Origin of the sequence: Natrinema sp. LN54 (genome assembly GCF_052439245.1) — an archaeon.
Classification (GTDB): domain Archaea; phylum Halobacteriota; class Halobacteria; order Halobacteriales; family Natrialbaceae; genus Natrinema; species Natrinema versiforme_A.
Window position 1 is genome coordinate 270,547 of sequence record NZ_JBQVRP010000004.1, and the last position, 25,618, is coordinate 296,164.

A 25,618-nucleotide genomic window follows, 5' to 3' on the forward strand; every position below is an offset into this window, starting at 1 on the left:
GGCCCGATACAAGCAGTCGGGCCTCGGATTAGACATCGAAAACGACGTAGGCCTCCCAGCCGCCGGGCTCACCCTCGCCGACGCGCTCGAGGCGCATCTCCGAGTAGGTCACCGCCTTCACCTCGCGGGCGTCGACCGCTGCGAGGGGGACGCCGCGGGCGCTGGCCTCGAGGTGCCAGTCGTCCGGTTTGCCGTCCGCGCTCGATCCGTCGGCCGACGCCGGTCCGGCGATCGAGTCGACGCGGTGGTCGACGGGGAGTTCCGCTCGGGTATCCCGCAGGTAGATCAGTTCGTCGAGGTAATCGAACAGGAGTGCCTCGCGGCTCTCCGCGGTCACGGAGAGCGAAAAGCGGTCACCGGTCTCGGCCGGTATCTCGTCGCACGACGCGGCCGCGAGGCCGTCGGCCACCGCCGCGAAGACCGACTCGAGCGAGTCGCCGGTCGCCGACACCGCGATGTCGGCCGTGTGGTCGCGTAGTTCGAACCCCATTTGGGTGCCTCTTTTCTGCCGTGACTCCTATGCCCGTCGTTTCGGACGCGACCCGGCGAATCGTGTGCTCTCGAAAACAAATCGACCGCACATGTCGTCTCTGTCTGACGTTCCGGAGGATCGACTGCCGGTGGAATTATATTGACGACGGTGGTAGGCCACGGTAGTGAGCGTCAACATCGACAGTCGCGTCGTCGCCCCGGGGAGCGACGATTTCGTCGACGAAGCCTGGCAGCTAAAGGAGGAGATCAATCGTCAGGAGGATGTGCTCAAGCAGCGACACGACTTCTTTACTGACGCGTATCGTCGGTCGACAGTCCACTGCTACGTTCAGGACGGCGAACTCATCGGATTCGCCGCCGTTCGACGCGACGGCTACATTCTCTTTCTGGCGGTCTCCCCCGAGTTCCGTGGTGAGGGGATCGGGAAACGGCTCGTCGCCCACGTGGCCGACGACCACGACACGATCACGTGTCACGCCCGCACGAGCAACGAGAACGCGTTGCAGTTCTACGAGCACCTCGGCTTCGAGATCAAGCGCCGGATCGACAACTACTACGAGGACGGCGGCGATGCCTACTACCTGAAACTCGGCGCCGACGTCGGCCTCGCCGACCGAATTTCCGACCTGATCCGTCGGTGAGTCGAGTCGACCGTCGCGTTGTCGCGAGACGATGAGTCGCGACGCCGACCCATTCGGCAGGGTTATACACCACCACCGACGATTACCCGAAGCGCATGGAGGAGCGAACGAGGGCCTATCTGCGGGGCCGGTTCCGCGATCACTATCGACGGACAGCGATCACGCCGCCGCCCGCGGCCAACGAACGCGAGTGGGGCTTTATCCCGTGGACGGAGGGACCGGACACGACCATGGTCCGCCACCGTTCGCTGCTCGAGTTAGGCGACCTTTCGGAGTTTCTCGTCCGGAAACGCCCGCGTCACGTCTACTTCTCGGCGGGGCGCTTTCGCGATCCGGGCGCGAGTTCGATGCACGAGAAAGACTGGCAGTCCGCCGACCTCGTCTTCGACCTCGACGCCGACCATCTGCCGGGCGTCACGCTCGGCGAGGACAGCTACGCCGAGATGCTCGCCCAATGTAAGGACGCCCTGCTCCGACTGCTCGACTTCCTCGAGGACGACTTCGCCTTCGAGGACCTCGAGATCGTCTTCTCGGGCGGGCGCGGCTATCACGTCCACGTCCGCGATACGAACGTCTTGCACCTCGATCGGGAGCACCGCCGCGAGATCGTCGACTACGTCCGGGGCATCGGCCTCGAGTTCGACGAACTGATCGAGACCGAGACCGTCGCCGGGCTGGGCCGGAAGACGCCGACGGAACGCCGAACGCTGCGGGTCGAGGGCGGCTGGGGCGCTCGCATCCACGACCACTTCATGGCCTTCATCGACGAGTTGCTCGCGGCCGACGAGGACGACGCCCTCGAGCGACTGCAGGCGTTCGACGGCATCGGCGAGGGGAAGGCCCAAGCCACGCTGAACGCGGCCCGCAACAATCGGGAGCAACTCGAGGCGGGCAACGTCACCGTCCACACCGCGGTCGCGCAGTTAGCCGAGCGGTTCGCGAGCACGGCCGTCGAGCGGGACAACGCACCGATCGACGAACCCGTCACGACGGACACGAACCGGCTCATCCGCCTCCCGGGCAGTCTCCACGGTGGGAGCGGGCTGAAGACGGTGCGACTCGAGCGCGACGAAATCGCCGATTTCGACCCGCTGGTCGACGCCGTCCCCGAGACGTTCGTCGGTCACGAGATCACGGTCGACGTCACTGACGGCGGCGAGGTCGAACTCGGAGGAGATACCTTTACGGTCTCCGAGGGTGACCAGTCACTACCCGAGTACGTCGCCGTGTTCCTGATGGCACGCGGCCGCGCCGAGAAGGAGAAAGAATGAACCTCGACGAACTGCGTTCGGTCCAGAGCAAGGAGCGCCAGAAGGACAGCCTCCAGAACCTGCGTCCCTCGTTCTATCAGGAGGTCGGCGAGTACATCGCCGATCTCGAGGACGAACGCGACCGCGTCGCCGAGCAGGCCGAGGACCCCTTTTCCGCGCCCGAGGTCGGCCGGCTGACCGACGAGATCGAGACCGCCAAGGACGTCGTCGAAGCGATCTACGAGCGCCGGATGGGGAAACTCGTCAAACAGGCCAGCCTCGCCGCGGCCGGGATGGCGGCCGACGACGAGGGGCTGACCGCCGAAGAGGCCGACCTCTTCGACGATCTGGTCGACCGCATCGGTTCGAACAAGAGCCGGGTGCTCGACGTCCTCGAGGGCGTCGAGGGCGCGGCCACCGACCCCGACGCGGGGTCCGACGCTGCGGCCGGTGGACCCGGCGCCCGCGAATCCCGTCCCGGCGACCCGTCACCGTCCGGCGCGGCCGGGGACGAGACTCCGCCGGCACCGCCCGAGGAACCGGTGGGGGACGGAGCCCCCGAAGCGGGCGGGAAACCGGGGACGGACGGCTCGAGCGCCGTCTCCCCCGCCGATGTGATGGGCGGGAACGGCCCGTCGGCGGCGGATGCGCCGGAGACGGACGCCGTCGATCGGAGCGAGCCCGCCGACCCGTCGAACGGTCCACCGGACGGCTCCGGCGACTCGCAGGGCGACAGTGTGCCCGACGGGGCCGCTGGGCCGGACTCCGACCCGGTCCCGCCGAACCCCGACGCGGAGCCAGCGGCCGGCGAGCAGGACGCCGGTGCAACCGCCGACGTCGATCGGACGACGGTTCGGATCACCAGCGACATCGGCTCGATTCTCGGCGTCGACGACCGCGAGTACACGCTGACGAGCGACGACGTCGTCACCCTTCCGGAGCAAAACGCGGCTCCCCTCGTCGAACGGGAGGCCGCCGAACGGCTCGAGTGAGTCGGCCTCGACCCACTCGCCGTTTTCTCAACCCCGCTCGGTTTTCGTTCTCGAACTGTTTCCCTCGGACGCGTAGCCGCGTGAAATCGCAACGTATACGGCAGCGGTCGCTAACTCGCATCCATGCTCGATGTCGGCGACGAAGCGCCGGAGTTCGAACTGCCAAACCAACACGGCGAGACGGTCAGCCGCTCCGATTTCGAGGGGCGGCGGCTCGTCGTCTACTTCTATCCCCGCGCCAACACGGAGGGCTGTACCACCGAAGCCTGCGGGTTCAACGACGCGCTGTCGCAGTTCGAGGACCGCGACGTTTCCGTCGTCGGTATCAGCGACGATCCCGTCGACGACATCGCCGACTTCGCCGACGACTACGACCTCGCGTTCGATCTCCTCTCCGACGAGTTCGGCGAAGTCGCGACGCTCTACGACTCTTACGGCGAGAAACGGATGTTCGGGAACACCTTCGACGGCGTCTTCCGGAACACCTACGTCGTCGGTCCGGACGGCCGGATCGAGGCCGCCTACGAGGGCGTCTCGCCGGACGGCCACGCCGACGACGTCCTCGCGGACCTCGAGCCGGCGGACATCGCCCACTGACGGGGATCAGCCCGCGTTCCGCTCCCGTTTCCGTTACCCGTTCGATTCCCCCTCGGAATCGGTCGGGCCCAGAACGCGAACGCAACCGCGGTCGGAAACGCGGAGCAGGTGCTCGTTCAGCGATAGTTCGACGGTAACGCCCGCGTCCTGCCGATTCTCGTCCATGAGCGCGTCGAGGGCCTCGGGATCGACGTGGTCGTACAGCGTGAATCCGTGCTCGGTCGTACACTCGATCGGATCGGTATCGAGCGCGGCAGAAATTGCGTAGACGACGGCGATGCTGGCCGGCGTCGTTTCGTCGTGGGACCGTTCAACGAGGATCGGTCGCTCGTCCGAGGGATCGCGATCGGGTCCAGGCATTATCCGCTCGCCCTCCTGCGTCTCTCTCGTCGATCGTCGATTCCCCCGCCCCGGTCGATCGGTTGTCCGACCATTACCAGTGGTAGCTGATCATTCACTACGAAGCTTTGGCTTGAATAGGAGAGTTCGATCGACGTACCAGTGGTGTCACGCCGGTCGTGACACGCGCAGTCCGCCGATTCGAGTAAGCAGATGCTACTCCCCGTTCGCCGGGCGCACGTCCCGATTTTACCGGACTGAAGAAGTGGAATACCTTTTCCGTATTTCGCACCGATTACCCCCACACTATGGCTCCCTCAACGAGCGGTCGGTTCACCCATGTCTGAAGCCGATGCCATCGAAGCACTGGAGGAGCTGGGGCTTCGCACCTACGAGGCCCGGTGCTTCGTGGCGCTGACGCAGCTCTCTGAGGGAACGGCAAAGGAAATCAGTCAGGTCGCCGACGTTCCTCAGTCGCGCGTCTACGATGTCGTCGACCAGTTACACCGCCTCGGCCTCGTCGACATCCAAGAGTCCGACCCGCGAAGATATGCCGTCGTCTCCGTGGACATCGCCCGGAAACGGCTCCGACAGGAGTACCGCGACCACCTCGAGACCGCGACGACGAACCTCCGTGAACTCGAGCGGCGGACGACCGACGACGACGGTGTCTGGAAGGTCGCCGACCATCAGGACCTGTGCAATCGGACGGTCGCGGCTGTCGAGGACGCGACGAGCGAGATCTACCTGCTCGTGGCGGATGCGGACCTGCTCGAGCCCGCCCTCCTCGAGCGACTCGCCGCGGCGCACGACCGAGGCGTCGCGGTGTTCGTCGAGGTGCCGTCGACATCGGCCCGGGGTACCGTTCGAGAGGCCGTCCCGACGGCTCGCGTCTCCGTCACCGACTTCGAGTTCGATTCGCAGGGGCCGGCGGATCGGTCGCTGGGTCGTCTCCTGCTGGTCGATCGGGAGACGGTCGTGTTGAGCGCGCTGACGGAAGGGATCGTTCCGCGCGAAACCGCGGAGACCGGGATCTGGGCCAGCGAACGCGGCCACGGACTGATCGTCTGGTTTCGATACGTTCTCGAGGAGCGGCTGGCGACGGTCGAGTTCGAAACCGGCGATCCGGTCGAGCCGCGCGATCCGAACGCGGAGTGTACGGCCTGCGAAGAATAGGGAGAGAAGACGTTTCCGACCCGGTCAGCGGTCCGGGCGTGGTGACAGCGGGCGGCGACCTTACTGGAAGGTCCGTCCGAGCTGTTCGTCCTGTCCGGGCTCGGCCTGCTGGAACTCCTCTTCGAGGTCCTCGTACTGCTCGCGGGTCTCGGGGGTGACGCTCGGGTTGACCTCCTCGAGGGCCGTCTCGAAGTGTTCGCGGCTGATGCGGACGTTGCCGATGGTGTCGCCCATGTCCTCGGGGTCGACCGAGTTGATGAACTCGCGGCTGGCGGCCATCGACGCCTCGCGGCAGACCGCTTCGATGTCGGCACCGACGTAGCCGTCCGTCCGACTGGCCAGCCACTCGAGGTCGACGGATTCGGCCAGGGGCTTGTTGCGGGTGTGGACGTCGAAGATCGCCTTGCGCGCGTCCTCGTCGGGGACCGGCACGTGGACGTGGCGGTCGAGCCGTCCGGGACGGAGCAGGGCGCTGTCGATCAGGTCCGGCCGGTTGGTCGTGGCGATCACGACGACGTCCTCGAGTTCCTCGAGGCCGTCCAGTTCCGTCAGGAGCTGGGAGACGACGCGTTCGCCGACGCCGGAGTCACCCTGACGCTGCCCGCGTTCGCCCGCGATCGAGTCGATCTCGTCGAAGAAGATCACGGTCGGTGCGTTCGACCGCGCCTTCTCGAAGACCTCGCGGACGCCCTTCTCGGACTCCCCGACGTACTTGTTCAGCAGTTCGGGGCCCTTGATCGAGATGAAGTTCGACTGGGCCTCGTTGGCGACGGCCTTGGCGAGCAGGGTCTTCCCGGTGCCCGGCGGGCCGTACATGAGGACGCCCTTGGCGGCCTGCATGTCCATCTGCTCGAACACCTCGGGGTAATCGAGCGGCCACTGGATCGTCTCGCGCAGTTGCTCTTTGGTGTCGCCTAAGCCGCCGACATCGTTCCACGTGACATCGGGGACTTCGACGAAGACCTCGCGCATCGCCGAGGGCTGGATGCCCTTGAGCGCCTCCTTGAAGTCCCGTTCGGAGACCTCGAGTGAGTCGAGCACGTCGGCATCGATCTCCTCGGACTCGAGGTCGAGTTCGGGGCGGATGCGCCGGAGCGCGTTCATCGCACTTTCGCGTGCGAGCGACTCGAGGTCGGCACCGACGAAGCCGTGGGTGTTCTCGGCATACTGATCGAGGTCGATCCCCTCGTCGAGGGGCATCCCGCGGGTGTGGACCTGCAGGATCTCCTTGCGGCCCTCCTTGTCGGGGACGCCGATCTCGATCTCGCGGTCGAAGCGACCGCCGCGCCGGAGCGCGGGGTCGATGGCGTCGACGCGGTTGGTCGCCGCGATGACCGTGACGCGGCCCCGTTCCTCGAGGCCGTCCATCAGCGAGAGCAGTTGGGCGACGACGCGTCGTTCGACGTCACCGCCGGCCTCCTCGCGCTTTGCCGCGATGGAGTCGAGCTCGTCGATGAAGATGATCGAGGGGGCGTTCTCCTCGGCCTCCTCGAAGACCTCGCGGAGTTGCTCTTCGGACTCGCCGTAGTACTTCGACATGATCTCCGGCCCGGAGATCGTCTCGAAGTGAGCGTCGATCTCGTTGGCGACGGCTTTCGCCATCAGCGTCTTCCCGGTGCCCGGCGGGCCGTGCAGGAGCACGCCCTTCGGCGGCTCGATGCCCAGCTGCTGGAACAGCTCGGGGTGGCGCATCGGCAGCTCGATCATCTCGCGGACCTGATCGAGTTCGTCGTCCAGACCGCCGATGTCCTCGTAGGCGACGTTCGGGACGCCTTCGGCGGACGCACCGCCGCCGGACTGGACCTGTTCGGCGGGCGTCTCGGAGATCTCGATGCTCGTCGAGTCCGTGATGACGACGGTGCCCGACGGCGAGGTGCTCGCGATCTTCAGCGGCACCGACTGGCCGGAGCTGGCCATGGGACCGAACGAGAGCGAGAACGGTACGGTCTGGCCCTCGGTGACGGCCTGTCCGGAGAGCTTGTCGCGGACGAGCGGCCCGATGTCCCCGCGAATGCGGAGATTTTGGGGCAGCGCGACGGTGACCGACGTGGCGGGTTTGACGTCGGCGGGTTCGATCGTGACGTTATCGTCGATCCCGACGTCAGCCTCCTGGCGCAGGCGACCGTCGATGCGGACGATGCCGCGTCCTTCGTCTTCGGGGTAGCCGGGCCAGACGCGAGCGACGGCCTGACTGTCTCCCTTCCCCTTGATGACGATGTAATCGCCGTTCTCGAGGTCGAGTTCGTTCATCGAGACGCGGTCGATCGCGGCCAGTCCGCGGCCGGCGTCTTTCTGTTTCAGTGGTTTGACGGTGAGCTTCATAGTTCCTCCTCCAGTTCGACAGTGAGCACGCCGTTTTTCATAAACGTGTGCGCGTCGTCGGCGTTCTCGGGCAGTTCGATTTCGTACTGATCGTCCGCGAGGACGACGATAACGGTCCCGTCGACGACGTCGACGGAGGCGTCGGTCTCCTCGGTTCCGAAGTCGACGGCCATCACCGTACCGTCCTCGTACTCGTATCGGCGGGCCACCTGCCCCTCTTCGCGGGTGAATTGTTCGAGAGTCATGCTGTAACTAACCCAAGGTAAGCACTGCTACTATATAAGCCTTTCTACGGTTAATCGCAGTAAGGCGCGATGGTCACTCACGAGTCCATTGTTCGTAGTTCACAGCGAGAGTATCCGCGCTCGATCGATCGAGCGGTACTCAGTATGTAACCCGGAACGAGCATAGTCCCGTTGCTGGCGTTCTCCAGTCGGCTCGAATCGAGTCTTTATGCCCGCCCCGCTCGTGTCCATTCGTATGGACACGGTATCACACCACGGACGGGAGACGGCCTACGACGTCGTCGACCGCGGCGGCGACGGCCCGCCGATCTGCTGTATCCACGGCAGCGGCGGCTCGAGCGATCTCTGGACCGGCCAGCACCCGCTGGCGGACCACCACCCGATCGTCTCGGTCGACCTCAGCGGACACGGGGAGTCGGACGACATCGATGCGAGCGCCGGCTACACGACGCTGTCGGCCTACGCCGACGACGTACTGGCCGTCGCGGAAGCGACCGACGCGGAGATCCTCGTCGGGAACTCCCTCGGCGGTGCCGTCGTCCTGCAGATCCTGCTCGAGCGCGACTTTTCCCCCGAGGCGGCCGTTTTGACGGGAACCGGTGCCCGGCTCGGCGTTCTCGAGGACCTGCTGTCGTGGCTCGAATCGGACTTCGAGCGGGCGGTCGAGTTCCTGCACGGCCCGGATCGGCTCTTTCACGACCCCGATCCCGAGATCCGAGAGCGGTCGATGGAGCGGATGCACGACTGCGGACAGGCGGTAACGCGGCGGGACTTCCTGACCTGTCACGGGTTCGATGTCCGCGACCGCGTCGGCGAGATCGATGTCCCCGTCCTCGCGATCTACGGGGAGTACGATCAGCTGACGCCGCCGTGGTTCCACGAGTATCTGGCCGACGAGATCGACGGGGCCGGACTCGCCGAGATCGAGGACGCGGCCCATCTGGCGATGGTCGAGCAATCGACCGCGTTCAACGCGGCCGTCGAGGAATTTCTGGCGACCGTCGGCGAGGATCGCGACCGGGACTGGTACTGAGAGTCGACTGGCCGCCGTTTCCGGACGATGGTCTCAGTAGATGTCCTCGAGGTCGCGCTCCTCGTGGCTGTGTTCGTCCGCGGGAAACTCGCCGGACTCGACCGCCGACACGTACGCGCCGATCGCGGACTCCATCTCCCCGCGGACGTCGCCGAACTGTTTCGAGAACGAGGGCGCCCACTCGCTGAGTCCGATCGCGTCGTCGACCACGAGCACCTGCCCGTCGCAGTCCGGGCCGGCACCGATCCCGATCGTCGGGATGTCGAGCGCCGCCGTCACGTCGGCCGCGAGGTTCGACGGCACGTGCTCCAAGACGAGCGCGAACGCGCCCGCGTCCTCGTGGGCCTCGGCTAACTCGAGGATCCGCTCGGCGGCCTCTTGGTCGGTCCCCTGTCGCGGGTAGCCGCCGTACTGGTTGACGTGCTGGGGGGTCAGCCCGAGGTGGGCCATCACCGGAATCCCGAGCTGGACCAATTTTTCCGTCAGATCGACGGTGTGGGGGCCACACTCGAGTTTGACCGCGTGGGCGTCCTCCTCTTTGAGCATCCGTCCGGCGTTCTCGACGCTCGCTCGCTCATCGACGCCGACGGAGAGAAACGGCATGTCGGCGACGACGAGGGCGTCGTCGGTCGCCCGCGCGACCGCGCCGGTGTGGCGAGCCATGTCGTCGACGGTCACCGGGAGCGTGTCCTCGTAGCCCAGACTGGTGTTTCCGAGGCTGTCTCCGACGAGGATGATATCGACGCCGGCCTCGTCCACGATCGACGCCGTGGGCGCGTCGTAGGCCGTCAGCATCGTGATCGGTTCCTCGCCCGCCTTCGCTCTGAGATCCCGCACGCTAGGCATACCCACAGGTCGGTCCCCCGTGATTAAACCTCGTTGCTCTCCGGCAATCGTCAGTTCGAGCGCCGCGTGCCCTCCTCGGCGCGCCGACCCGGAGCAACCCGGCGCGCTTAAGAGGGGCCGGTCGCCATACTCACGCGTGCCAGAACGCGTCGAGACGAGTTCGCCCGACGGGGTCGACTACGGCTGGGTCATGCAGACCACGTTCGTCGCGACGATCCTCGTCGGCGCGCCGCTCGTCGCCGCGCTGTCGACGACCGCGACCCTCCCGACGTGGGCCGACCGCGTCGAGTTCGCGATCCGGGTCGGGGCCCCCATCTGGTTAGTCACGTCGATCGCGGTGTTCGCCTACGCGAAACGAAACCAGACGTAGCCGACGCGGCTGCTCGAGGACCGTTCGAAACGTCGATCGACCGCAACGAGTTCACACGCCCGACGGTCCATCGCCGACGTACTCGAAGTCGACGCCGGCCCGTTCTGCCGTTTGCTGATCGCGCGCGGAGTCGCCGATAAACAGCGCTCGCTCGGGTTCGGCCCCGAGTTCGTTCACTGTCGCGAGCAACGGTTCCGGATCCGGCTTCCACGTCCCGACCGAGTCCCGGCCGACGACGACGTCGACCGCCGCCGTCAGCGCGTGTTCCTCGAGCGCGATCCGACACGCCCGCTCGCAGTTCAGCGAGCAGACGCCGGTCGGCAGCGACCGCTCGAGGAGGTCGTCGGCGTGGGCGAGCCGATCTGCGGTCCGCGCACCGTCGTGTTCGTGGGCGGCGATCGCGGCCTCCACGTCTTCGGCTAACCCCGCGTCGGCGGCGGCCTCGAGCATGTCCCAGAGCCCGTCGCTCGGCGGGTCGACGGCCGCGCTGTCGTACACCTCGCGGACGTCGAGGGCGACGGCGTTCCAGTCGACGTCGAGATCGACGAGGGTGCCGTCCAGATCGTAGACGACGGCGTCGTAGTCGGTCACAGCCGGCTCTATGGGCGGCAGGAGAATAGGAACTTCGATCACACCAATTACCGGTACGATCGCGGATCGATGTCGTGTAGCTCGAGGAGTTCGCGGAGCGACACGCCGTCGACGAGTTCGACGGCAGTCGCCTCGGCGGCGAACCGCTCGGCCGGCCCGGTAAAGGACGCGGTCGTCACGAGCGCGGCGCGGTCGAAGTCGAGTTGGAGTTGGCCGGCGATCTGCCGGGTGTCCGGGCTACCGACGGGGCTCGATAAGAACCGTTTCGCTTGAATCGCGACCCGCTCGTCGTCCGTCGTCGCGATCACGTCGATCCCACCGTCGCGAGACGCGGGTGTCACCTCCGTCCGATACCCCATGGCGTCCCAGAGGTCCGCGACGAGCGCCTCGAACGCCGTCGGCGACACGTCCTCGAACGCCGCGGCGGTCCACGAGTCGGCCGGATCCGCCCCCGTCGATTCCCCCTCGAGGCGATCGAGTGCCCACGCCGCCGCCTCGCGGACGTACTGCGACTCGTCGTGCAGTCGATCCTCGAGCGCGGACTGCGCGTCGCCCGCAGTGAGATACCCCAGTGCGAGACACGCGGTCCCCCGAATCCGCGGGTTCAGATCGTCGAGCGACGCCCGGAACGCGTGGGTCGCCCCCGCGACCGCTCGCGGCCGCCTCGCGGCGAGGTGATAGAGCGTTCGGAGCGCGAGCCCGCGCTTGAGTTCGGAGCCGTCGGCGAGGAGGGCGAGCAGTTCGTCGACGTGCGCTTCGAAGGCCGCGGGCGGCTCCTCGGCGACCGCGCTGAACGTCTCCAGCATCCCGTCGTCGAACCCCTCGGTCGCGAGTAGCTCGTCGAAAAACGTCTCGGGATCGGCCACGAACAGCGCCGGCTCGTCGTGGAGCCACGCGTAGATCTCTTTCGTGAGCCGTTTCTCGAGGTCCGGATCGTCAACTTCGTCGGCGAGACGGTCGAGTTCCTCGAGCGTCGCTCTGGTCCGTTCTTCCTCCTCCCCCTCGAGACCGTCGAGGAGCGCTTCGGCCCGTCGATCGGCGTCCATCGCGTCGCGGTTGTCACTCGCGACGAATGAATCTCCCGACTGCCTCCTCGAGGTGCTCGCGGCCCCCGAGCCGGCACGATCACTCGAGCAGTTCCCGCGCGATGACCGTTTTCTGGATCTCCGTCGTCCCCTCGTAGATTTCGGTGATCTTCGCGTCGCGGTAGAGCCGTTCGACCTCGCCCTCGGTGACGTAGCCGTAGCCGCCGTGGATCTGTACCGCTTCGTTCGTCACGAACATCGCCGCCTCGCTCGCGAAGTACTTCGCCATGCTCGCCTCGAGCGCCGCGCCGCCGCCGGCTCGTTTTTGGGCTGCATCGCGGGTCAATAGCCGCGCGGCGCGGGTCCGCGTCGCCATCTCCGCGAGTTTGTGCCGGATCGTCTGGATGTCCGCGATCGGGCCGCCAAATTGATCGCGCTCCTGACTGTAGGCCGTCGCTTCCTCGAGCGCGCGTCGTGCGAGCCCGACGGACTGGGCGGCGATGGCGATCCGGCCGCCGGTGAGGATGTGGAACGCGGCCGAGAGTCCGTTTCCTTCCTCGGTGAGCCGGTTTTCGGCCGGAATCCGTACGCCGTCGAAGGTCAGGCTCGTGGTGTCGCTCGCGCGCAGGCCGAGTTTGTCCTCTCTCTCGCCGACGGTCAGGCCGTCTGCGTCGCCGGGGACCAGAAACTGCGTGACCGAGTCCGGATCGTCCCGGTCGGTCTTCGCGAAGAGGACGTAGACGCCGGCGCGCTGCCCGTTCGTGATCCACTGCTTCTCGCCGTCGATGACGTATTCGTCGCCCTTCCTGCGCGCCTCCGTCGACATCTCCGCCGGGTTCGACCCCGCGTGGGGTTCCGAGAGCGCGAAGGCACCGACCGGCCGCCCCGCGGCCATCTCGGGGAGCCAGCGCTCCCGCTGGTCCTCGCTTCCGAACTCCGCGATGCAGGACGTGGCGAGCGAGTGGACTGACAGCGCCGTCGCCACGGCCAACATCCCGTAGGCCACCTCCTCGTTGACCACGGCGGCCGTCACCGGATCCGCGTCGTAGCCGCCGTAGTCCTCGGGGACCGTCAACCCGGTCAGATCGAGGTCGGCGAGCCCGTCCCAGACGGCCTCCGGGAACCGCTGGTCCCTGTCGGCCTCGAGCGCGGTCGGCTCGATCTCCTCGCGCGCGAACTCCCGGACGACATCGCGGACCGCCGCCTGTTCCTCGGTGAGTTCCATGGCGGCCATTCGACGGCCGTGGCAAAAATCTCCGTGTCGGACTCGCGTTCGGTCTCGGTCCCGGAATCGTCGGCGAAGCTCAGAGTCCCTCGAGATCGAGCGCCCGAAGCGATTCGCGCAGTTCCGCCGCGCCCTCGTCGTCTTTGAGTCGCAGCGGGCTCCGCAGCGGGCCGGCATCAAAGCCCCGTATCCGGAGCGCGGTCTTGACACCGGACATGTACGCGCCGCCGGCCTTGAACGCGTCCCGAACCCGGAAGATCTCGCTTTGCAGTTCTTGCGCGCGGTCCTCGTCGCCCGCGTCGTAGGCCTCGTAACAGTCGACGACGAGTTCCGGGAACGCGTTCGCGACGGCGCTGACCGCGCCCGAACAGCCGACCTCGAGCCCGGTGAAGATCAGCGAGTCCGAGCCGGCGAGGAAGGTCAGATCGGGGTGGGCGTCGATCCCCTGTACGAGCCACGGCACGTCCTTGCTCGAGTCCTTGACGCCGGCGATGTTGTCGATCTCGGCGAGTTCGGCGAGGGTATCCAGCGAGAGTTCGTTCCCGGTCTTGCTCGGGATGTGGTAGACGTAGACCGGTAGGGAGACGGCCTCGGCCACCCGGCGATAGTGCTCGAGGGCACCCTCGCGATCCAGCGGGTAGTAGTAGGGCGTGACGACGACGATACCGTCCGCGCCGACGGACTCGGCGTGCTCGGCGTGGCCGACGGTCTGGTGGGTACTCGGCGCGCCGACGCCGGCGATGACCGGCACCTCGCCGCCGACCTCGTCGACGACCGCGTCGACGACCCGGTCGCGTTCCTCGCCCGACAGCAGCGGGAACTCGCCGTTGGTTCCGAGCGGGAAGACGCCGTGCGCCCCGCGGTCGACGACGAACCGGGCGTGTGCGGCGGTCGTTTCGTAATCGACGGACTCGTCCTCCTGAAAGGCGGTGACTGTCGGCGGAACGATGCCGTGAAGCGACAACGGATCGGCCGCACCGGGGTCGTGATTTGCCATGAACGCCCCTCCGCCGGGCACGGTCAAAAAACGTCCGTCGTCGGCCCACCGTTGGCCTGCCTCGGACGGGCAGTTGGCCGGAGCCGATCGTCACACGCGGTACTCGGACCGGGTCCGGATCAGTCGGGGTCAGATCGGGGTCGGAGTCAGGGCCGAACCGGTCGTCGGATCAGTCTGGCGTCGCCATCTCGCCCGTCGGCTCGTCTAACTGTTCGCCCGCGAGCACGCGGTTCGCCCGGCGGAGCCGCTCGGAGAGGGCCTGATGGGAGATATTGAGTTCGTTCGCGAGTTCCTCGAGCGAGATCTCGCGGGGAACGTCGTAGTAGCCCTGTCGATAGGCCTCGGCGATGGCCTCCTGTTGGGGTTCGGTCAGCGCCGCCGTCGTCTCGAGGTCCTCGTCCTGCCCGGCCTCGACCATGCGCTTGACGTCGATCCGGACGCCGCGCTCTTCGATGTCCGAGACGGCGCTCGAGAGCTCCTCGCGGTGGGGGAAGAGCAGTCGGAGCGTCCACTGGCCGTCCGACACGTGGGCGTCGAGCACCGTCCCGCCGTGTCGGTAGACGCAACAACAGACCGAGCCGACTTCGTCGGTGTACTCGAGCCGGTAGAACAGCTCGCCGTCCTCGGTGTTCTCGAGCAACTGGCGGTGCTCGGCGACGGTCGGATCTCCCTCGAGAACCGGCTCGAGGTCGTCGCGGTCGACGTTCGAAAACCAGACGAGCGGGACCGTTCGGGACGGCCCCTCCGCGACGACGCTTTCGACGCGGACCTCGAGGGCCGGTAGTTGCTGGAAGGTCTCTGCGAGTGCGAACTCGGTCGTCGAAAGCGAAAGTTCTGCGATCGTCGTCATTGGTATCACCTCGTAGCGCTGGCTCGAGTCCGATCCGCGACCGATACAGCCGTGGGAGTGCCGGGACTCGATCGGTATCATAAGTATCCAGCCGATCCGCTCGGTCTCGTCGCGAATGGGCCGCCACAGCGACCGTGAGGCCGCCGCTGACGACCCCGCTCGCTCGGATCGTGCTGATAGAAGGGAGGACTCGAATACGCTTGATGAGCGGGCCTTTGTGTTCCGGCCGTTTAAGTGAGCACGTCACCCCTGGCGACGGTCAGAATCCCGTGACGGAACGGCGATTCAGACGGTCACACTCGGCGTCGTCGGCTCACCCGAGGCGGGCTAACCGATTGAGCGCGTACACCGTCCGGAGCACGTCCACGCTTTTCCCCCGATCGAAGACGAGTTCGTCCGTCTCGAGGACGTGCTCTAAGGTGTCCTGTGAGGCGTGTTCCGGGGCCGCTGCGATCCCGGCGTCGGTGTCGGCGACCCACTCCATGACGCGCAGATCGCTCTTGGAGTCGCCCATCACGAGCGCGAACGGGTCGTCGACCCCCAGCACGTCGAGCGCGCGTTCGACGCCGACGACCTTGTTCAGTTCGAGGCTGCCGATCTCGGCCGCGTCGGCCTCGTAGTAGGCGACGTCGATTCGCTCGAGGACCGCCGCGAGTCGCTCGGGTACCCCATTGGTATCGATGTCGGGATACGCGCCTTCGCCCTCGAGGACGGCCCTGATTTCCGGGTCCTGTGCGGCGTAGAACGCGCGGGTCCAGTCGACGACCGTCTCGCCGTCCAGTTCCGCGCCGCCGTTGCCGTTGCTGCCGTCGCCGTCGAGCGTCGTCCCGACGGCGTCCGCGAGCAGATCGATGAGATAGACCAGTGCCTCGTCGATGACCTCGCGAGCGTCCGCGGAGCCGGTCTCGTAGTTGGGCTTCATCGTGACGTTGAACTCGTTGCCCTGCAGGTGACAGCCCCGGCGGAGTTCCTCGGGCGCTTCGGGGAGCACGCGCGAGCGAACGTCGTCGAAGACGGTCCGGATCGACTCCTCTAAGTCCTCGTAGAGCAACTGCTTCGTCTCCGCGCCGTGGCCCGGCGTGAACACGCCGGTTCCCGCCTCGTAGACGATCGAGAGGTCCCCCGAGTGGACGATCTCGCTGCCCAGCCCCTGAATCGCGAACCCCTTGACGTTCTCTAGGGTCTGGCCCGTACAGATGACGATCGGGACCCCGGCGTCGTAGAACTCGGTCAGGAGGTGCAGCGTCTCCCGGGGAATCTCGTTGTCGGTTCCGCCGGCCGAGCGCAGCGTCTCGTCGACGTCGAGCACGAGCACGTTCACCGCGCGGCCGTACTTCGCCTCGAGGTCGAGCGCGGTAAAGGCCTGATCGCGGGTCGCCCGCGCGGCGACCTCAGCGAACGTCTCGCCGGCCGCAAACGCCGAGCGGATCTCGTCCTTGCGGTCCTCGAGTTCCTCGGTCGCGCCCTGCCAGTGCTCCAAGGCGACCCGCGAATCGACGGCCGGGAAGATGTCGACGAACTCCTGGTACTCCCGCAGCGTCTTCGTGTCGTACTCGTCGTAGAGCCGATAGACGAGATCGTATCGTTCCATGTCAGCTACAGACAGGGGCAGCCGGATAATCGTTTTCAGTATCGGTCGTCCGACGACCGCCGGCGGGCACGGGGCTGTCGAACGGCGGCCCGAATCGCACAGCTATTTACTCGAGTGGGAATAAATATTTAACATCACGGTTCCTACCGGGTGCGTATGAAAGCCATCGCAGTCGCGCCCGGGGCGGGTGTCCCCGAAGTCGTCGAGCGGCCCGTTCCCGAACCATCTCCTGGCGAGGCGCTCGTTCGGATCTGTCGCGTGGGCGTCGACGGGACCGATTACGAGGTCATCGAGGGGTCCCACGGCGGGGTCCCCGACGGCGACGACCGGCTGGTTCTCGGCCACGAGGCCGTCGGCATCGTCGAGGACGCAAATGGGACCGATCTCGAGGAGGGCCAGTACGTCGTGCCGACGGTTCGACGGCCCCCCGCCGGCGTCGAGACCAACGCGTACTTCGAGCGCGGCGAACCCGACATGGCACCCGACGGCGAGTACGTCGAACGCGGGATCGTCGGTGCTCACGGCTTCATGGCGGAGTACATCACGAGTCCGGCTGCGGATCTCGTCCCGATCCCCGCCGACTTAGCCGAGTGGGGATTTCTCGTCGAGCCGATCAGCATCACCGAGAAAGCGATCGAACACGCTCGCGCGACGCGCTCGGCGTTCGACTGGCAGCCCGAGTCCGTCCTCGTCCTCGGCACCGGTTCGCTGGGGCTGTTGACCGCCGCGATGTTCACCGAGACGCTGGGATACGAACGGGTCTACTGCCTGGGCCGGTCGGACCGGCCGGACCCGACCATCGACATCGTCGAGCAACTCGGCGCGACGTACATCGATTCCCGCGAAACGCCGGTCTCCGAGATCGCGACCGCCTACGAACCGATGGACATCGTTTACGAGGCGACCGGCTACGCGAAACACGCCTTCGAGTCGATCGACGCGCTCGCCCCCAACGGCGTCGCGGCGCTGCTCGGCGTCCCCGGCGACTGGGAGTTCGAGGTCGACGGCGGCCGTCTTCACCGCGAACTCGTGCTCCACAACAAGTCCCTCGTCGGCAGCGTCAACTCGAATCGCGGCCACTTCGAGGCGGCCATCGACACCCTCGCCGGACTCCCCGACTGGGTGCTCGAGGGGATCGTCTCCGGCGTCTACGGCCTCGAGTCGGTCGAGCGAGCGTTCCCGGAAGCGACCGCACGCGTCCCGGCGGGCGGCCGCGGGGCGGCAGGAACCGTGGATGACGACACGACTATAAAAACGGCGGTCGAATTCGAAGGCATATGAAAAACGTCGACGACCTGATCGAGAGCGCGGCCGAGCTCGCGGCCCGGGGCCTCTCGAAGGGCGAGATCGCAGACGAGTTGAACGTTTCTCGAGAGACCGCGAGCTGGCTCGTCGAGCGCAGCAGCACGAGCGCGCAGCCGACCGACCAACCGACGCAGCGACCGGACAACGGCGGGAGTAGCCCGCAGGACATCCACGTCGACTGGTCCGCGATCGGCCGGGACAGCAAGCGGATGAGCCATATCGCGTCCGCGATGGCAGACATGCTCGCCAAACACGGCGACGACGTCGACCTGACGATCGGAATCGAGAAGGCCGGCGGCCCCATCGCCACCCTCGTCGCCCGCGAACTCGAGACCGACCTCGGGACCTACACCCCCGCGAAACACCAGTGGGAGGAGGGCGACATCGACGAACTCGGCGGCACGTTCTCGCGGAACTTCGCCGGCATCCGCGACCGCGAGTGCTACATCGTCGACGACACCGTCACCAGCGGGACCACCATGCGCGAGACGATCGAAGCGATTCGCGCCGAGGGCGGGAAACCGCTCGCTTGCGTCGTCCTCGCGGACAAGCAGGGCCTTGAGGAACTCGAGGGCGTCCCCGTCTACTCGCTGTTGCAGGTCATCAGCGTCGGCAAGGACGAGTGACGACTGATCGCCTGCCGCCAGAACGTGCTGGCTGAAGGCTGAAAGCGCTGGTTGTCAGTTATTCGCTCGAGCGGCCGTCTTCCGGCTCGATGGCCCGCTATCGTCCGGTTAGTTGCCGTTCAAACGCCCGTACCAGAAACAGTATACCTGTCTGTGAGAAATCACGTGTACCCTCCCGACTATGATCGATACCGACCGGACGACAGTGTTGCGGCGGCGATTTCTGGAAGCGACGGGTGCGATCGGCTCGCTCGCAGTCGCGGGCTGTTCGCAACTGGACTCGAGCGACGACCCGAATCCGACGCAGGAAAACGAGCGGGACGGTACGGAGACGGGTGACGACCCTTCGCCCGCCGTTTCGGTTCGCGAAGACGTCACGTACGCGGTTCGGGATGCGGGCGAGATGAAACTGGACCTGTACGTTCCGGAACGGACAGAGACCGACGGCGAGCCACCGCTCGTCGTCTACGTCCACGGCGGCGGGTGGGTCTTCGGGACGCGGAAGAACGCCCCGGATCTCGAGCGATACGCCGCCGAGTGGGGCTGTGCGATGGCGAGCGTGAGTTATCGCTTAGCGGTGGTTCCGGACGACGCCGACTTCCCGACCGACGGCATCGCGGACAATCCGACCCCGAGAGGCGTCTTCCCGGACCAGATCGTCGACGTGAAGGCCGCGATCAGGTGGCTCCGCGCGAACGCCGACGAGTACGGGTTCGATCCGGACAGCGTGGCGGCGTGGGGCGCATCGGCCGGCGGCCATCTGGCGGCCCTCGCCGGCACCCTCGAGGACATCGAGTCTCTCCCCGGAGATGCCTATCCCGACACCGCAGTCGCGAAAGATGTCGCACCTGACCAGTCGGGTGCCGTACAGGCGGTCGTCGACTGGTACGGCATCAGTGATATCCTCGAACTCCCGAGCCAACCGGGCGGGCTCGAGTCGTTCCTTTTGGGCGGCGACGTCTCGGAGAATCAGGACAAGGCCAGACGGGCGAGTCCGACGACCTACGTCGATCCGGAGACGCCGCCGTTTCTCGTCATGCACGGCCGCGAGGACCAGGTCGTTTCGATCCAGCAGAGCCGGCTGCTGCTCGAGTCGCTGCAGACGGCCGGCGTCGGTGTGACGATGTACGAACTCCACGAGCTGGGCCACGTCTTCGACGCGGAGTCGGAACGGACGGCGATGGCACAGCTCACGGCGGAGCCGCGTCCCGCACAGACGGTGACCGCGACCGCCCACCTCGAGTCCGGTGGCGAGACGGACGACCTGTTCGGGAGCGTCCCGCCGGCGGGCCCGGACGCGATCGACCGGTTCCTCGAGCGGACGATCGCGTGAGGCCGTCGTCCGCCCCGCTGCGATCGATGGAGAAGCGGACACGTCACTAGATCTCTGGTCGCAACTGGGTCCGAGCGACTGGGCGGCGAGATTGCGGTAAAAAAGCCGAAGTGGTCGAAGTCGGCGTCGAGCGGCGTCGGCGAGCGGAACTTAGCCGTGAATGCCCATCGCTTCGATCTGTTCCTGATACCGGTTCCGGATCGTCACCTCGGTCACCTGTGCGACATCGGCGACCTCTCGCTGGGTCTTCTTCTCGTTACAGAGCAGCGACGCGGCGTAGATCGCGGCCGCGGCGTAGCCCGTCGGTGACTTGCCCGAGAGGAGCCCTTCCTCGGCCGTCTTCTCGATGATCTCGTTGGCCTTGGTCTGGACCTCTTCGGAGAGTTCGAGTTCGGAACAGAAACGAGGGACGTACTTTTTCGGGTCGACGGGTCGCATCTCGAGGCCGAGTTCCTGCGAGATGTATCGATACGTGCGACCGATCTCTTTGCGTTCGACGCGGGAGACTTCCGAGATTTCCTCGAGGCTTCGCGGAATCCCTTCCTTTCGACAGGCGGCGTACAGCGCGGATGTCGCGACGCCCTCGATCGAGCGGCCGCGGATGAGGTCTTCCTTGAGCGCGCGGCGGTAGATGACCGACGCGACCTCGCGGACCGAGCGCGGGACGCCGAGCGCGGAGGCCATCCGGTCGATTTCGCTGAGTGCGAACTGCAGGTTCCGTTCGCCGGCGTCTTTGGTGCGGATTCGCTCCTGCCACTTGCGCAGTCGGTGCATCTGACTGCGCTTTTTCGAAGAAATCGAGCGTCCGTAGGCGTCCTTGTCCTTCCAGTCGATCGTCGTCGTCAGTCCCTTGTCGTGCATCGTCTGCGTCGTCGGCGCGCCGACGCGGGACTTCTCCTGTCGTTCCTGGTGGTTGAACGCCCGCCACTCCGGGCCAGGATCGATTTGTTCTTCCTCCACGACGAGCCCACAGTCTTCACAGATGAGCTCACCCCGGTCGGAGTCCTTAACGAGATTATCCGATTCACACTCGGGGCAGGCACGTACCCCTTCCTGATCCTCGGTCTCGTCCGTCTCGCGCGTTCGCTCCCGCTGGCGGGTGGACCGTGTCATCGCACTTTTATAGTAGTATCACCACACTATATAAATTTTGGGCGGCGGTTTTGCACCACCGAGAGGTATCTGCCGAAAACAGCGAGTACAAGAGTTGAAGGTCGAGGTTTACGATTCGGTACCGGAAAGTCTTTATACGGATATGGCCGATCACGGAGACGAATGCCGGTTATCGAGTGCGATGTCGAGACGGCTCGCGAACGGCTCGAGGCGGCGGACGTCACCGTCGACTCGGGAAACACTGACCACGAGCGCTGGCGAGCGAGCCGGGGCGGCGCGACCGCCGTCGCCTACGACGACAAGGTCGTGATTCAGGGCTCGGACCCGCGGGACATAGAGGCGCTGCTCCGCGAGGACGGCGGGCGCGCACACGTCTACTTCGACGGCGGCTCGCGGGGCAATCCCGGCCCGGCCGCGATCGGCTGGGTGATCGTCACCGGCGACGGAATCGTCGCCGAGGACGGCGAGACGATCGGGACGGCGACGAACAATCAGGCCGAGTACGAGGCGCTGATCGCCGGACTCGAGGCCGCTCGCGACTACGGTTACGACGAGGTCCACGTCCGCGGCGACTCCGAACTCATCGTCAAGCAGGTCCGCGGCGAGTACGACACCAACAACCCCGAACTCCGCGAGAAGCGTGTGACCGTCCACGAAATCCTGCAGGCGTTCGACGAGTGGACGCTCGAGTACGTCCCTCGAGAGGTCAACGACCGCGCGGACGGCCTCGTCAACGAGGCACTGGATCAGGCCTAGGGTCGCTCAGACGGAGTCCCGCTGACTCATTCCGGACTGAACGACTGCGGTGCGGGGGCGTGCGCTGTGGCCGGCCGAGCGAGGGCGATTCCCGCTGCCACGAGAGCAGAACACGCGTCTTCAACACCGTTTTCTGCGAATTCGGCCGTTCCGTTTCCTAGTTCACTCGCCGGTCGATCGACTAATCGGGATGAAACCAGCCCTCGAGCGAACTCGTGACGCGGAATCGGATCGGCAAGGGCAAAACCGCTCGAGTGCATACGAGTTCCCATGACCGATCGGAACGCGATAGATGCCGACGTTGACGGCAGTGAGTCCAGTGGCGCGACGCGACCGTCGGACACCCGCGACGCGTCCGACAGCGAGGACACTGACGCCGAGACGGACGCCGAGCGCCCGGCCCTCCCGCGAGGGGTCGTCGACGAGGTCGAACGGCTGACCCGCCTCGAGCGCAATGCAGTGGACGAAAACGAAATCGAGGCCTACGAGGACCGGCGCGAGGACCTGCTCGACGAGCACGACTTCACGGCACGCATCCGCGACGACGACGGCGACGACGTCCTCGTCTGCCATCCCGCGGAGTGGCACGACGAGGAAAACGGCGTCATCAGGACCGAACGGATCGACGACATCGACCGCGCGGTCGAAATCCCGCTCGAGGGGACGGCCGATCCGGACGATTGGGAAGCCGTCGACGACCACAATCGAGAACTCGTCGCAGCGGTCAGGGAGGCCCACGGCGATGTCCACGGCGATAACGCCGCCATGCTCGCCGATTTCGCGGGCAATCACTACGCGAAGCCGATCGAATCGCTGACGAGCGAGGAACTCGCGGAGTTCGGCACTGACTACGTGGTTCGGAACGCCTGGCCGTCGGCAAAACAACAGGAAGTGATCGCGGAGTCGATCGAACACGTCTTCGAGACCGCTGGTGAGCCGGTCCCGGAGATCCGGTTCTAGTAGCTGTTGTCGACGATCTCGCTGATCTCGTCGGCGCGGTCGTCACCGGTGACGACCTTCGAGAGGGTCCACTGGATGCCGTCGAGGACGGCGTCGTAGCCGTCGTCGGTCAGCGAGTACTGGTTGGTTCGCTTGTCGAGTTCGCTCTTCTCGACCAGTCCGAGATCGACGAGCTCGTCGAGGTTGGGGTAGAGTCGACCGTGATTGACTTCGGTCCCGTAGTAGTCCTCGAGTTCTCGCTTGATCGCCAGGCCGTACATCGGCTCCTTGGCGAGGATAACGAGGATGTTGTTCTGGAAGGCTGTGAGTTCGCGTGCAATACTCTGTTCGCCGGTGATTGATTGTGCCTCTGACATACGTATGCAAATGTTACCAGACTATTTAAGACTTGTCAACTATCCCTTCGTATCAGTCGGTCGGACAGGCCGATACCGACCGCTACACCGCCGGACACCGGTGTACGTGCCCGATTCGTGTCTGTCGGTTATCTGGCAACCGTCGCATAGATAGTGACACTCGATTACGAAAGTACTTTTTGATCGACGGTGGATGCTCCGGTACATGGTCAACCTCTGGGAAGACCTCGAGACCGGACCGAATCCGCCAGAAGAGATCTACGCCGTCGTGGAGTGTCTCAAGGGCGAGCGAAACAAGTACGAGTACGACAAGGACGTCCCCGGCGTCGTGCTGGACCGCGTGCTCCACAGCAACGTCCACTATCCGAGCGACTACGGCTTCATCCCGCAGTCCTATTACGACGACGAGGACCCCTTCGACGTGCTCGTCCTCGTCGAGGACCAGACGTTCCCCGGCTGCGTGATCGAAGCCCGTCCCGTCGCCCTGATGAAGATGGACGACGACGGCGAGCAGGACGACAAGGTCATCGCCGTTCCGAGCGAGGACCCGCGCTACGACCACATCGAGGACCTCGAGGACATCCCCCAGCAGGAACTCGACGAGATCGACGAGTTCTTCTCGAGCTACAAGAACCTCGAAGAGGGCAAGGAAGTCGAGACGCAGGGCTGGGAGGACAAGCAGGCGGCCTACGACGCGATCGAGCACGCACAGGAGCTCTACGACGAGAACTTCTAGAGCCGATCGACGGCAATACGGTCACCGACGGACCCATCGCGTCTGCGGTGGGCTTTTCTCGCGGTCGCCGGCGACTCGAGTGGATTCCCGAGAGTTATCCGCGCCCGTCCGGGACATGCATTATGAGCATGGGTAATTTTATCCCCGAGACTGCCGTAGTCGTTTCCGTATGGTAGCACCCGATCCGTCCCCGCGACCGTCATCGTCGGCCGACGACGCAACCGAGTCCGCCGCCGGCATGGCCCACCCCACGGTCGTCCCGGCCAACTTCGACCCCGAGGACTCGGGTGACCGCGACGAATAACTGTCCGCGTCCACGGACCGTCGGAGAGTCCAGCGATCGCCGTCCGTCACTCAGTTCGCCGATACTGTAAGAAAACAACCATTATTGTAGCGCCGGGCGGATGGTAACTTGACGCATGGAGTGTCAGCCGTTCGCAAAACACTATCTCGAAACGAACCTTCTTGTATGCGGTCGAACTACGTCCGTCCATGGGTCTGTTCGATCGATTGCGGGGCGACGGCGACCCCCGGGTCGCATTTATCGGGGTCGACGGCGTACCGTATAGTCTCCTCTCGGAGAACGAGGAACTGTTTCCGAACTTCGCTGCGATCGCCGACGACGGGACCGCCGCGGAAATCTCGAGCATCGTCCCGCCGGAGTCGAGCGCCTGCTGGCCGTCGCTGACGACCGGCATGAACCCCGGTGAGACGGGCGTCTACGGCTTCCAAGACCGAGAGGTCGGCACGTACGACACCTACGTCCCGATGGGCCGGGACGTCCAGGCCGACCGCGTCTGGGACCGCGTACAGGAGGACGGCCGCAAGGCCACCGTGATGAACGTCCCAGTCACGTTCCCGCCCCAGCGCGACGTCCAGCGGATGGTCTCGGGCTTCCTCTCGCCCGGCCTCGACAAGGCCGCCTACCCCGACGACGTCCGCGACTACCTCGAGACGCTCGATTACCGGATCGACGTCAATCCGAAACTCGGCCATCAGGAGGACAAGTCCGAGTTCATCGAGGACGCCCACGCCACGATCGACGCCCAGTACGAGGCCTTCCAGCACTACATCGAGGAGGACGACTGGGACCTCTTCTTCGGCGTCTTCATGACCACCGACCGGGTCAACCACTTCCTGTTCAAAGACTACGAGCGCGACGGCGAGAACAAGGACGCGTTCATCGAGTTCTACCAGAAGGTCGACGACTACATCGGCCGTCTGCGCGAGTCGCTGCCCGACGACGTCACGATGATCGTCGCCTCCGACCACGGCTTTACCAGCCTCGACTACGAGGTCCACTTCAACGAGTGGCTCCGAGAGGAGGGCTGGCTCTCCTTCGGGACCGACGACCCCGAGGAACTGGGCGACATCTCCGACGACACCACGGCCTACTCGTTCATCCCCGGCCGCTTCTACATCAACCTCGAGGGCCGCGAACCCCGCGGCTCCGTCCCCGAGGAGGAGTACGACGCAGTTCGAGACGAACTCAAAGCCGATCTCGAGGCGCTCGAGGGGCCGAACGGCAACAAGGTCGTCGAGCGCGTCGTCGAGAAGGAAGAAGCCTTCCGCGGCGACCACGACGACATCGCGCCGGATCTGGTCGCGATCCCGAACAAGGGCTTCGATCTGAAGTCCGGCTTCAAGGCCGACTCCGACATCTTCACCAGCGGGCCGCGAAACGGGATGCACAGCTTCGACAACACGTCGCTGTACATCGACCACCCCGAGGCGACGATCGACGACGCCGACCTGTTCGACATCACGCCGACGATCCTCGACCTGATGGATGTCGACTACAGCCGCGGCGATTTCGACGGCGCGAGCCTCGTCTGAGCGGCGGCCTCGAGC

At 65.8% G+C, this 25,618-nt stretch carries 28 protein-coding genes; 15 read left to right on the forward strand and 13 right to left on the reverse strand.

What is annotated here, in order from left to right; genetic code table 11:
* Positions 1 to 28: 28 nt before the first annotated feature.
* On the reverse strand, positions 29 to 490 hold the full coding sequence (locus tag ACT4ML_RS13820; RefSeq protein WP_444721385.1) for an archease: 462 nt from the start codon (positions 488 to 490) through the stop codon (positions 29 to 31).
* 166 nt (positions 491 to 656) lie between these two features.
* Here ACT4ML_RS13820 and ACT4ML_RS13825 point away from each other — a divergent pair, with 166 nt between their 5' ends.
* From ACT4ML_RS13825 to bcp, 4 genes are all read left to right on the forward strand, one after another.
* Positions 657 to 1,133: a GNAT family N-acetyltransferase gene (locus ACT4ML_RS13825; RefSeq protein WP_444721386.1), complete on the forward strand. Its 477-nt coding sequence runs from the start codon at positions 657 to 659 to the stop codon at positions 1,131 to 1,133.
* A 95-nt stretch (positions 1,134 to 1,228) separates the two neighbouring features.
* Positions 1,229 to 2,404 (forward strand): DNA primase small subunit PriS, encoded by a 1,176-nt coding sequence (gene priS, locus ACT4ML_RS13830; RefSeq protein WP_444721387.1) that lies wholly within the window; start codon positions 1,229 to 1,231, stop codon positions 2,402 to 2,404.
* Positions 2,401 to 3,375, forward strand: a complete 975-nt coding sequence (locus ACT4ML_RS13835; protein ID WP_444721388.1) for a DNA replication complex subunit Gins51 — start codon at positions 2,401 to 2,403, stop codon at positions 3,373 to 3,375. The genes priS and ACT4ML_RS13835 overlap by 4 nt, the downstream gene beginning before the upstream one ends.
* A 123-nt stretch (positions 3,376 to 3,498) precedes the next feature.
* Complete coding sequence (gene bcp, locus ACT4ML_RS13840) at positions 3,499 to 3,972, forward strand: thioredoxin-dependent thiol peroxidase (RefSeq protein WP_444721389.1); 474 nt, start codon at positions 3,499 to 3,501, stop codon at positions 3,970 to 3,972.
* A gap of 33 nt (positions 3,973 to 4,005) precedes the next feature.
* Here bcp and ACT4ML_RS13845 read toward each other — a convergent pair whose 3' ends face one another.
* The gene (locus ACT4ML_RS13845; RefSeq protein ID WP_444721390.1) at positions 4,006 to 4,332 is read right to left on the reverse strand and encodes a HalOD1 output domain-containing protein; all 327 of its coding nucleotides are present in this window, start codon (positions 4,330 to 4,332) and stop codon (positions 4,006 to 4,008) included.
* A gap of 318 nt (positions 4,333 to 4,650) precedes the next feature.
* On the opposite strand from ACT4ML_RS13845, the gene ACT4ML_RS13850 reads away from it, so the two are divergent.
* Complete coding sequence (locus tag ACT4ML_RS13850; protein ID WP_444721391.1) at positions 4,651 to 5,487, forward strand: TrmB family transcriptional regulator; 837 nt, start codon at positions 4,651 to 4,653, stop codon at positions 5,485 to 5,487.
* Between the two features lie 60 nt (positions 5,488 to 5,547).
* On the opposite strand, the gene ACT4ML_RS13855 is transcribed toward ACT4ML_RS13850, so the two are convergent.
* Together ACT4ML_RS13855 and ACT4ML_RS13860 are read right to left on the reverse strand one after the other, a co-directional pair.
* Positions 5,548 to 7,809, reverse strand: coding sequence for a CDC48 family AAA ATPase (locus ACT4ML_RS13855; RefSeq protein ID WP_444721392.1), 2,262 nt, complete (start codon positions 7,807 to 7,809; stop codon positions 5,548 to 5,550).
* Complete coding sequence (locus ACT4ML_RS13860) at positions 7,806 to 8,054, reverse strand: DUF7127 family protein (protein WP_138244894.1); 249 nt, start codon at positions 8,052 to 8,054, stop codon at positions 7,806 to 7,808. Before ACT4ML_RS13860 ends, ACT4ML_RS13855 begins: the two co-directional genes overlap by 4 nt.
* A 235-nt stretch (positions 8,055 to 8,289) precedes the next feature.
* Here ACT4ML_RS13860 and ACT4ML_RS13865 point away from each other — a divergent pair, with 235 nt between their 5' ends.
* On the forward strand, positions 8,290 to 9,087 hold the full coding sequence (locus ACT4ML_RS13865) for an alpha/beta fold hydrolase (RefSeq protein WP_444721393.1): 798 nt from the start codon (positions 8,290 to 8,292) through the stop codon (positions 9,085 to 9,087).
* A gap of 33 nt (positions 9,088 to 9,120) precedes the next feature.
* On the opposite strand, the gene panB is transcribed toward ACT4ML_RS13865, so the two are convergent.
* Positions 9,121 to 9,933: a 3-methyl-2-oxobutanoate hydroxymethyltransferase gene (gene panB / locus ACT4ML_RS13870; protein WP_444721394.1), complete on the reverse strand. Its 813-nt coding sequence runs from the start codon at positions 9,931 to 9,933 to the stop codon at positions 9,121 to 9,123.
* Between the two features lie 136 nt (positions 9,934 to 10,069).
* On the opposite strand from panB, the gene ACT4ML_RS13875 reads away from it, so the two are divergent.
* A complete protein-coding gene (locus ACT4ML_RS13875; protein ID WP_444721395.1) occupies positions 10,070 to 10,303 on the forward strand; it encodes a DUF5822 domain-containing protein in 234 nt (77 codons plus the stop codon).
* A gap of 51 nt (positions 10,304 to 10,354) precedes the next feature.
* On the opposite strand, the gene ACT4ML_RS13880 is transcribed toward ACT4ML_RS13875, so the two are convergent.
* From ACT4ML_RS13880 to ACT4ML_RS13905, 6 genes are all read right to left on the reverse strand, one after another.
* On the reverse strand, positions 10,355 to 10,894 hold the full coding sequence (locus tag ACT4ML_RS13880; RefSeq protein ID WP_444721396.1) for an HAD family hydrolase: 540 nt from the start codon (positions 10,892 to 10,894) through the stop codon (positions 10,355 to 10,357).
* Between the two features lie 47 nt (positions 10,895 to 10,941).
* A complete protein-coding gene (locus ACT4ML_RS13885; RefSeq protein WP_444721397.1) occupies positions 10,942 to 11,940 on the reverse strand; it encodes a restriction endonuclease in 999 nt (332 codons plus the stop codon).
* Between the two features lie 79 nt (positions 11,941 to 12,019).
* Positions 12,020 to 13,144 (reverse strand): acyl-CoA dehydrogenase family protein, encoded by a 1,125-nt coding sequence (locus ACT4ML_RS13890; protein WP_444721398.1) that lies wholly within the window; start codon positions 13,142 to 13,144, stop codon positions 12,020 to 12,022.
* Between the two features lie 79 nt (positions 13,145 to 13,223).
* Entirely contained in the window at positions 13,224 to 14,141 is a 918-nt protein-coding gene (locus ACT4ML_RS13895; protein ID WP_444721399.1) for a dihydrodipicolinate synthase family protein, read from the reverse strand.
* Between the two features lie 169 nt (positions 14,142 to 14,310).
* Positions 14,311 to 14,991, reverse strand: a complete 681-nt coding sequence (locus tag ACT4ML_RS13900; protein ID WP_138244887.1) for a helix-turn-helix domain-containing protein — start codon at positions 14,989 to 14,991, stop codon at positions 14,311 to 14,313.
* Between the two features lie 313 nt (positions 14,992 to 15,304).
* A complete protein-coding gene (locus tag ACT4ML_RS13905) occupies positions 15,305 to 16,582 on the reverse strand; it encodes an HAD family hydrolase (RefSeq protein WP_444721400.1) in 1,278 nt (425 codons plus the stop codon).
* Positions 16,583 to 16,738: 156 nt separating this feature from the next.
* Between ACT4ML_RS13905 and ACT4ML_RS13910 the strand changes: the two genes are divergently transcribed.
* The 3 genes from ACT4ML_RS13910 (at position 16,739) to ACT4ML_RS13920 (ending at position 19,846) form a co-directional block, all read left to right on the forward strand.
* On the forward strand, positions 16,739 to 17,863 hold the full coding sequence (locus ACT4ML_RS13910; protein WP_444721401.1) for a glucose 1-dehydrogenase: 1,125 nt from the start codon (positions 16,739 to 16,741) through the stop codon (positions 17,861 to 17,863).
* A complete protein-coding gene (gfcR, locus tag ACT4ML_RS13915) occupies positions 17,860 to 18,513 on the forward strand; it encodes a transcriptional regulator GfcR (RefSeq protein ID WP_138244884.1) in 654 nt (217 codons plus the stop codon). Before ACT4ML_RS13910 ends, gfcR begins: the two co-directional genes overlap by 4 nt.
* Before the next feature lie 181 nt (positions 18,514 to 18,694).
* The gene (locus ACT4ML_RS13920) at positions 18,695 to 19,846 is read left to right on the forward strand and encodes an alpha/beta hydrolase fold domain-containing protein (RefSeq protein WP_444721402.1); all 1,152 of its coding nucleotides are present in this window, start codon (positions 18,695 to 18,697) and stop codon (positions 19,844 to 19,846) included.
* A gap of 150 nt (positions 19,847 to 19,996) precedes the next feature.
* On the opposite strand, the gene ACT4ML_RS13925 is transcribed toward ACT4ML_RS13920, so the two are convergent.
* Entirely contained in the window at positions 19,997 to 20,959 is a 963-nt protein-coding gene (locus ACT4ML_RS13925; RefSeq protein WP_006184711.1) for a transcription initiation factor IIB, read from the reverse strand.
* A gap of 162 nt (positions 20,960 to 21,121) precedes the next feature.
* Here ACT4ML_RS13925 and rnhA point away from each other — a divergent pair, with 162 nt between their 5' ends.
* The gene (rnhA, locus tag ACT4ML_RS13930) at positions 21,122 to 21,715 is read left to right on the forward strand and encodes a ribonuclease HI (RefSeq protein WP_444721403.1); all 594 of its coding nucleotides are present in this window, start codon (positions 21,122 to 21,124) and stop codon (positions 21,713 to 21,715) included.
* Between the two features lie 270 nt (positions 21,716 to 21,985).
* Positions 21,986 to 22,675: a DUF7108 family protein gene (locus tag ACT4ML_RS13935; protein WP_444721404.1), complete on the forward strand. Its 690-nt coding sequence runs from the start codon at positions 21,986 to 21,988 to the stop codon at positions 22,673 to 22,675.
* Here the strand turns inward: ACT4ML_RS13935 and ACT4ML_RS13940 are convergent.
* Positions 22,672 to 23,031 carry a PadR family transcriptional regulator gene (locus tag ACT4ML_RS13940; protein ID WP_444721405.1) on the reverse strand — a complete coding sequence of 120 codons (360 nt, stop codon included), beginning with the start codon at positions 23,029 to 23,031 and terminating at the stop codon, positions 22,672 to 22,674. The genes ACT4ML_RS13935 and ACT4ML_RS13940 overlap by 4 nt on opposite strands.
* Before the next feature lie 205 nt (positions 23,032 to 23,236).
* On the opposite strand from ACT4ML_RS13940, the gene ACT4ML_RS13945 reads away from it, so the two are divergent.
* From ACT4ML_RS13945 to ACT4ML_RS13955, 3 genes are all read left to right on the forward strand, one after another.
* Positions 23,237 to 23,767 carry an inorganic diphosphatase gene (locus ACT4ML_RS13945; RefSeq protein ID WP_138244879.1) on the forward strand — a complete coding sequence of 177 codons (531 nt, stop codon included), beginning with the start codon at positions 23,237 to 23,239 and terminating at the stop codon, positions 23,765 to 23,767.
* Positions 23,768 to 23,936: 169 nt separating this feature from the next.
* Positions 23,937 to 24,071, forward strand: coding sequence for a hypothetical protein (locus tag ACT4ML_RS13950; protein ID WP_444721406.1), 135 nt, complete (start codon positions 23,937 to 23,939; stop codon positions 24,069 to 24,071).
* 188 nt (positions 24,072 to 24,259) lie between these two features.
* Positions 24,260 to 25,603, forward strand: coding sequence for an alkaline phosphatase family protein (locus tag ACT4ML_RS13955; protein WP_444721407.1), 1,344 nt, complete (start codon positions 24,260 to 24,262; stop codon positions 25,601 to 25,603).
* The last annotated feature ends 15 nt before the right edge of the window (positions 25,604 to 25,618 follow it).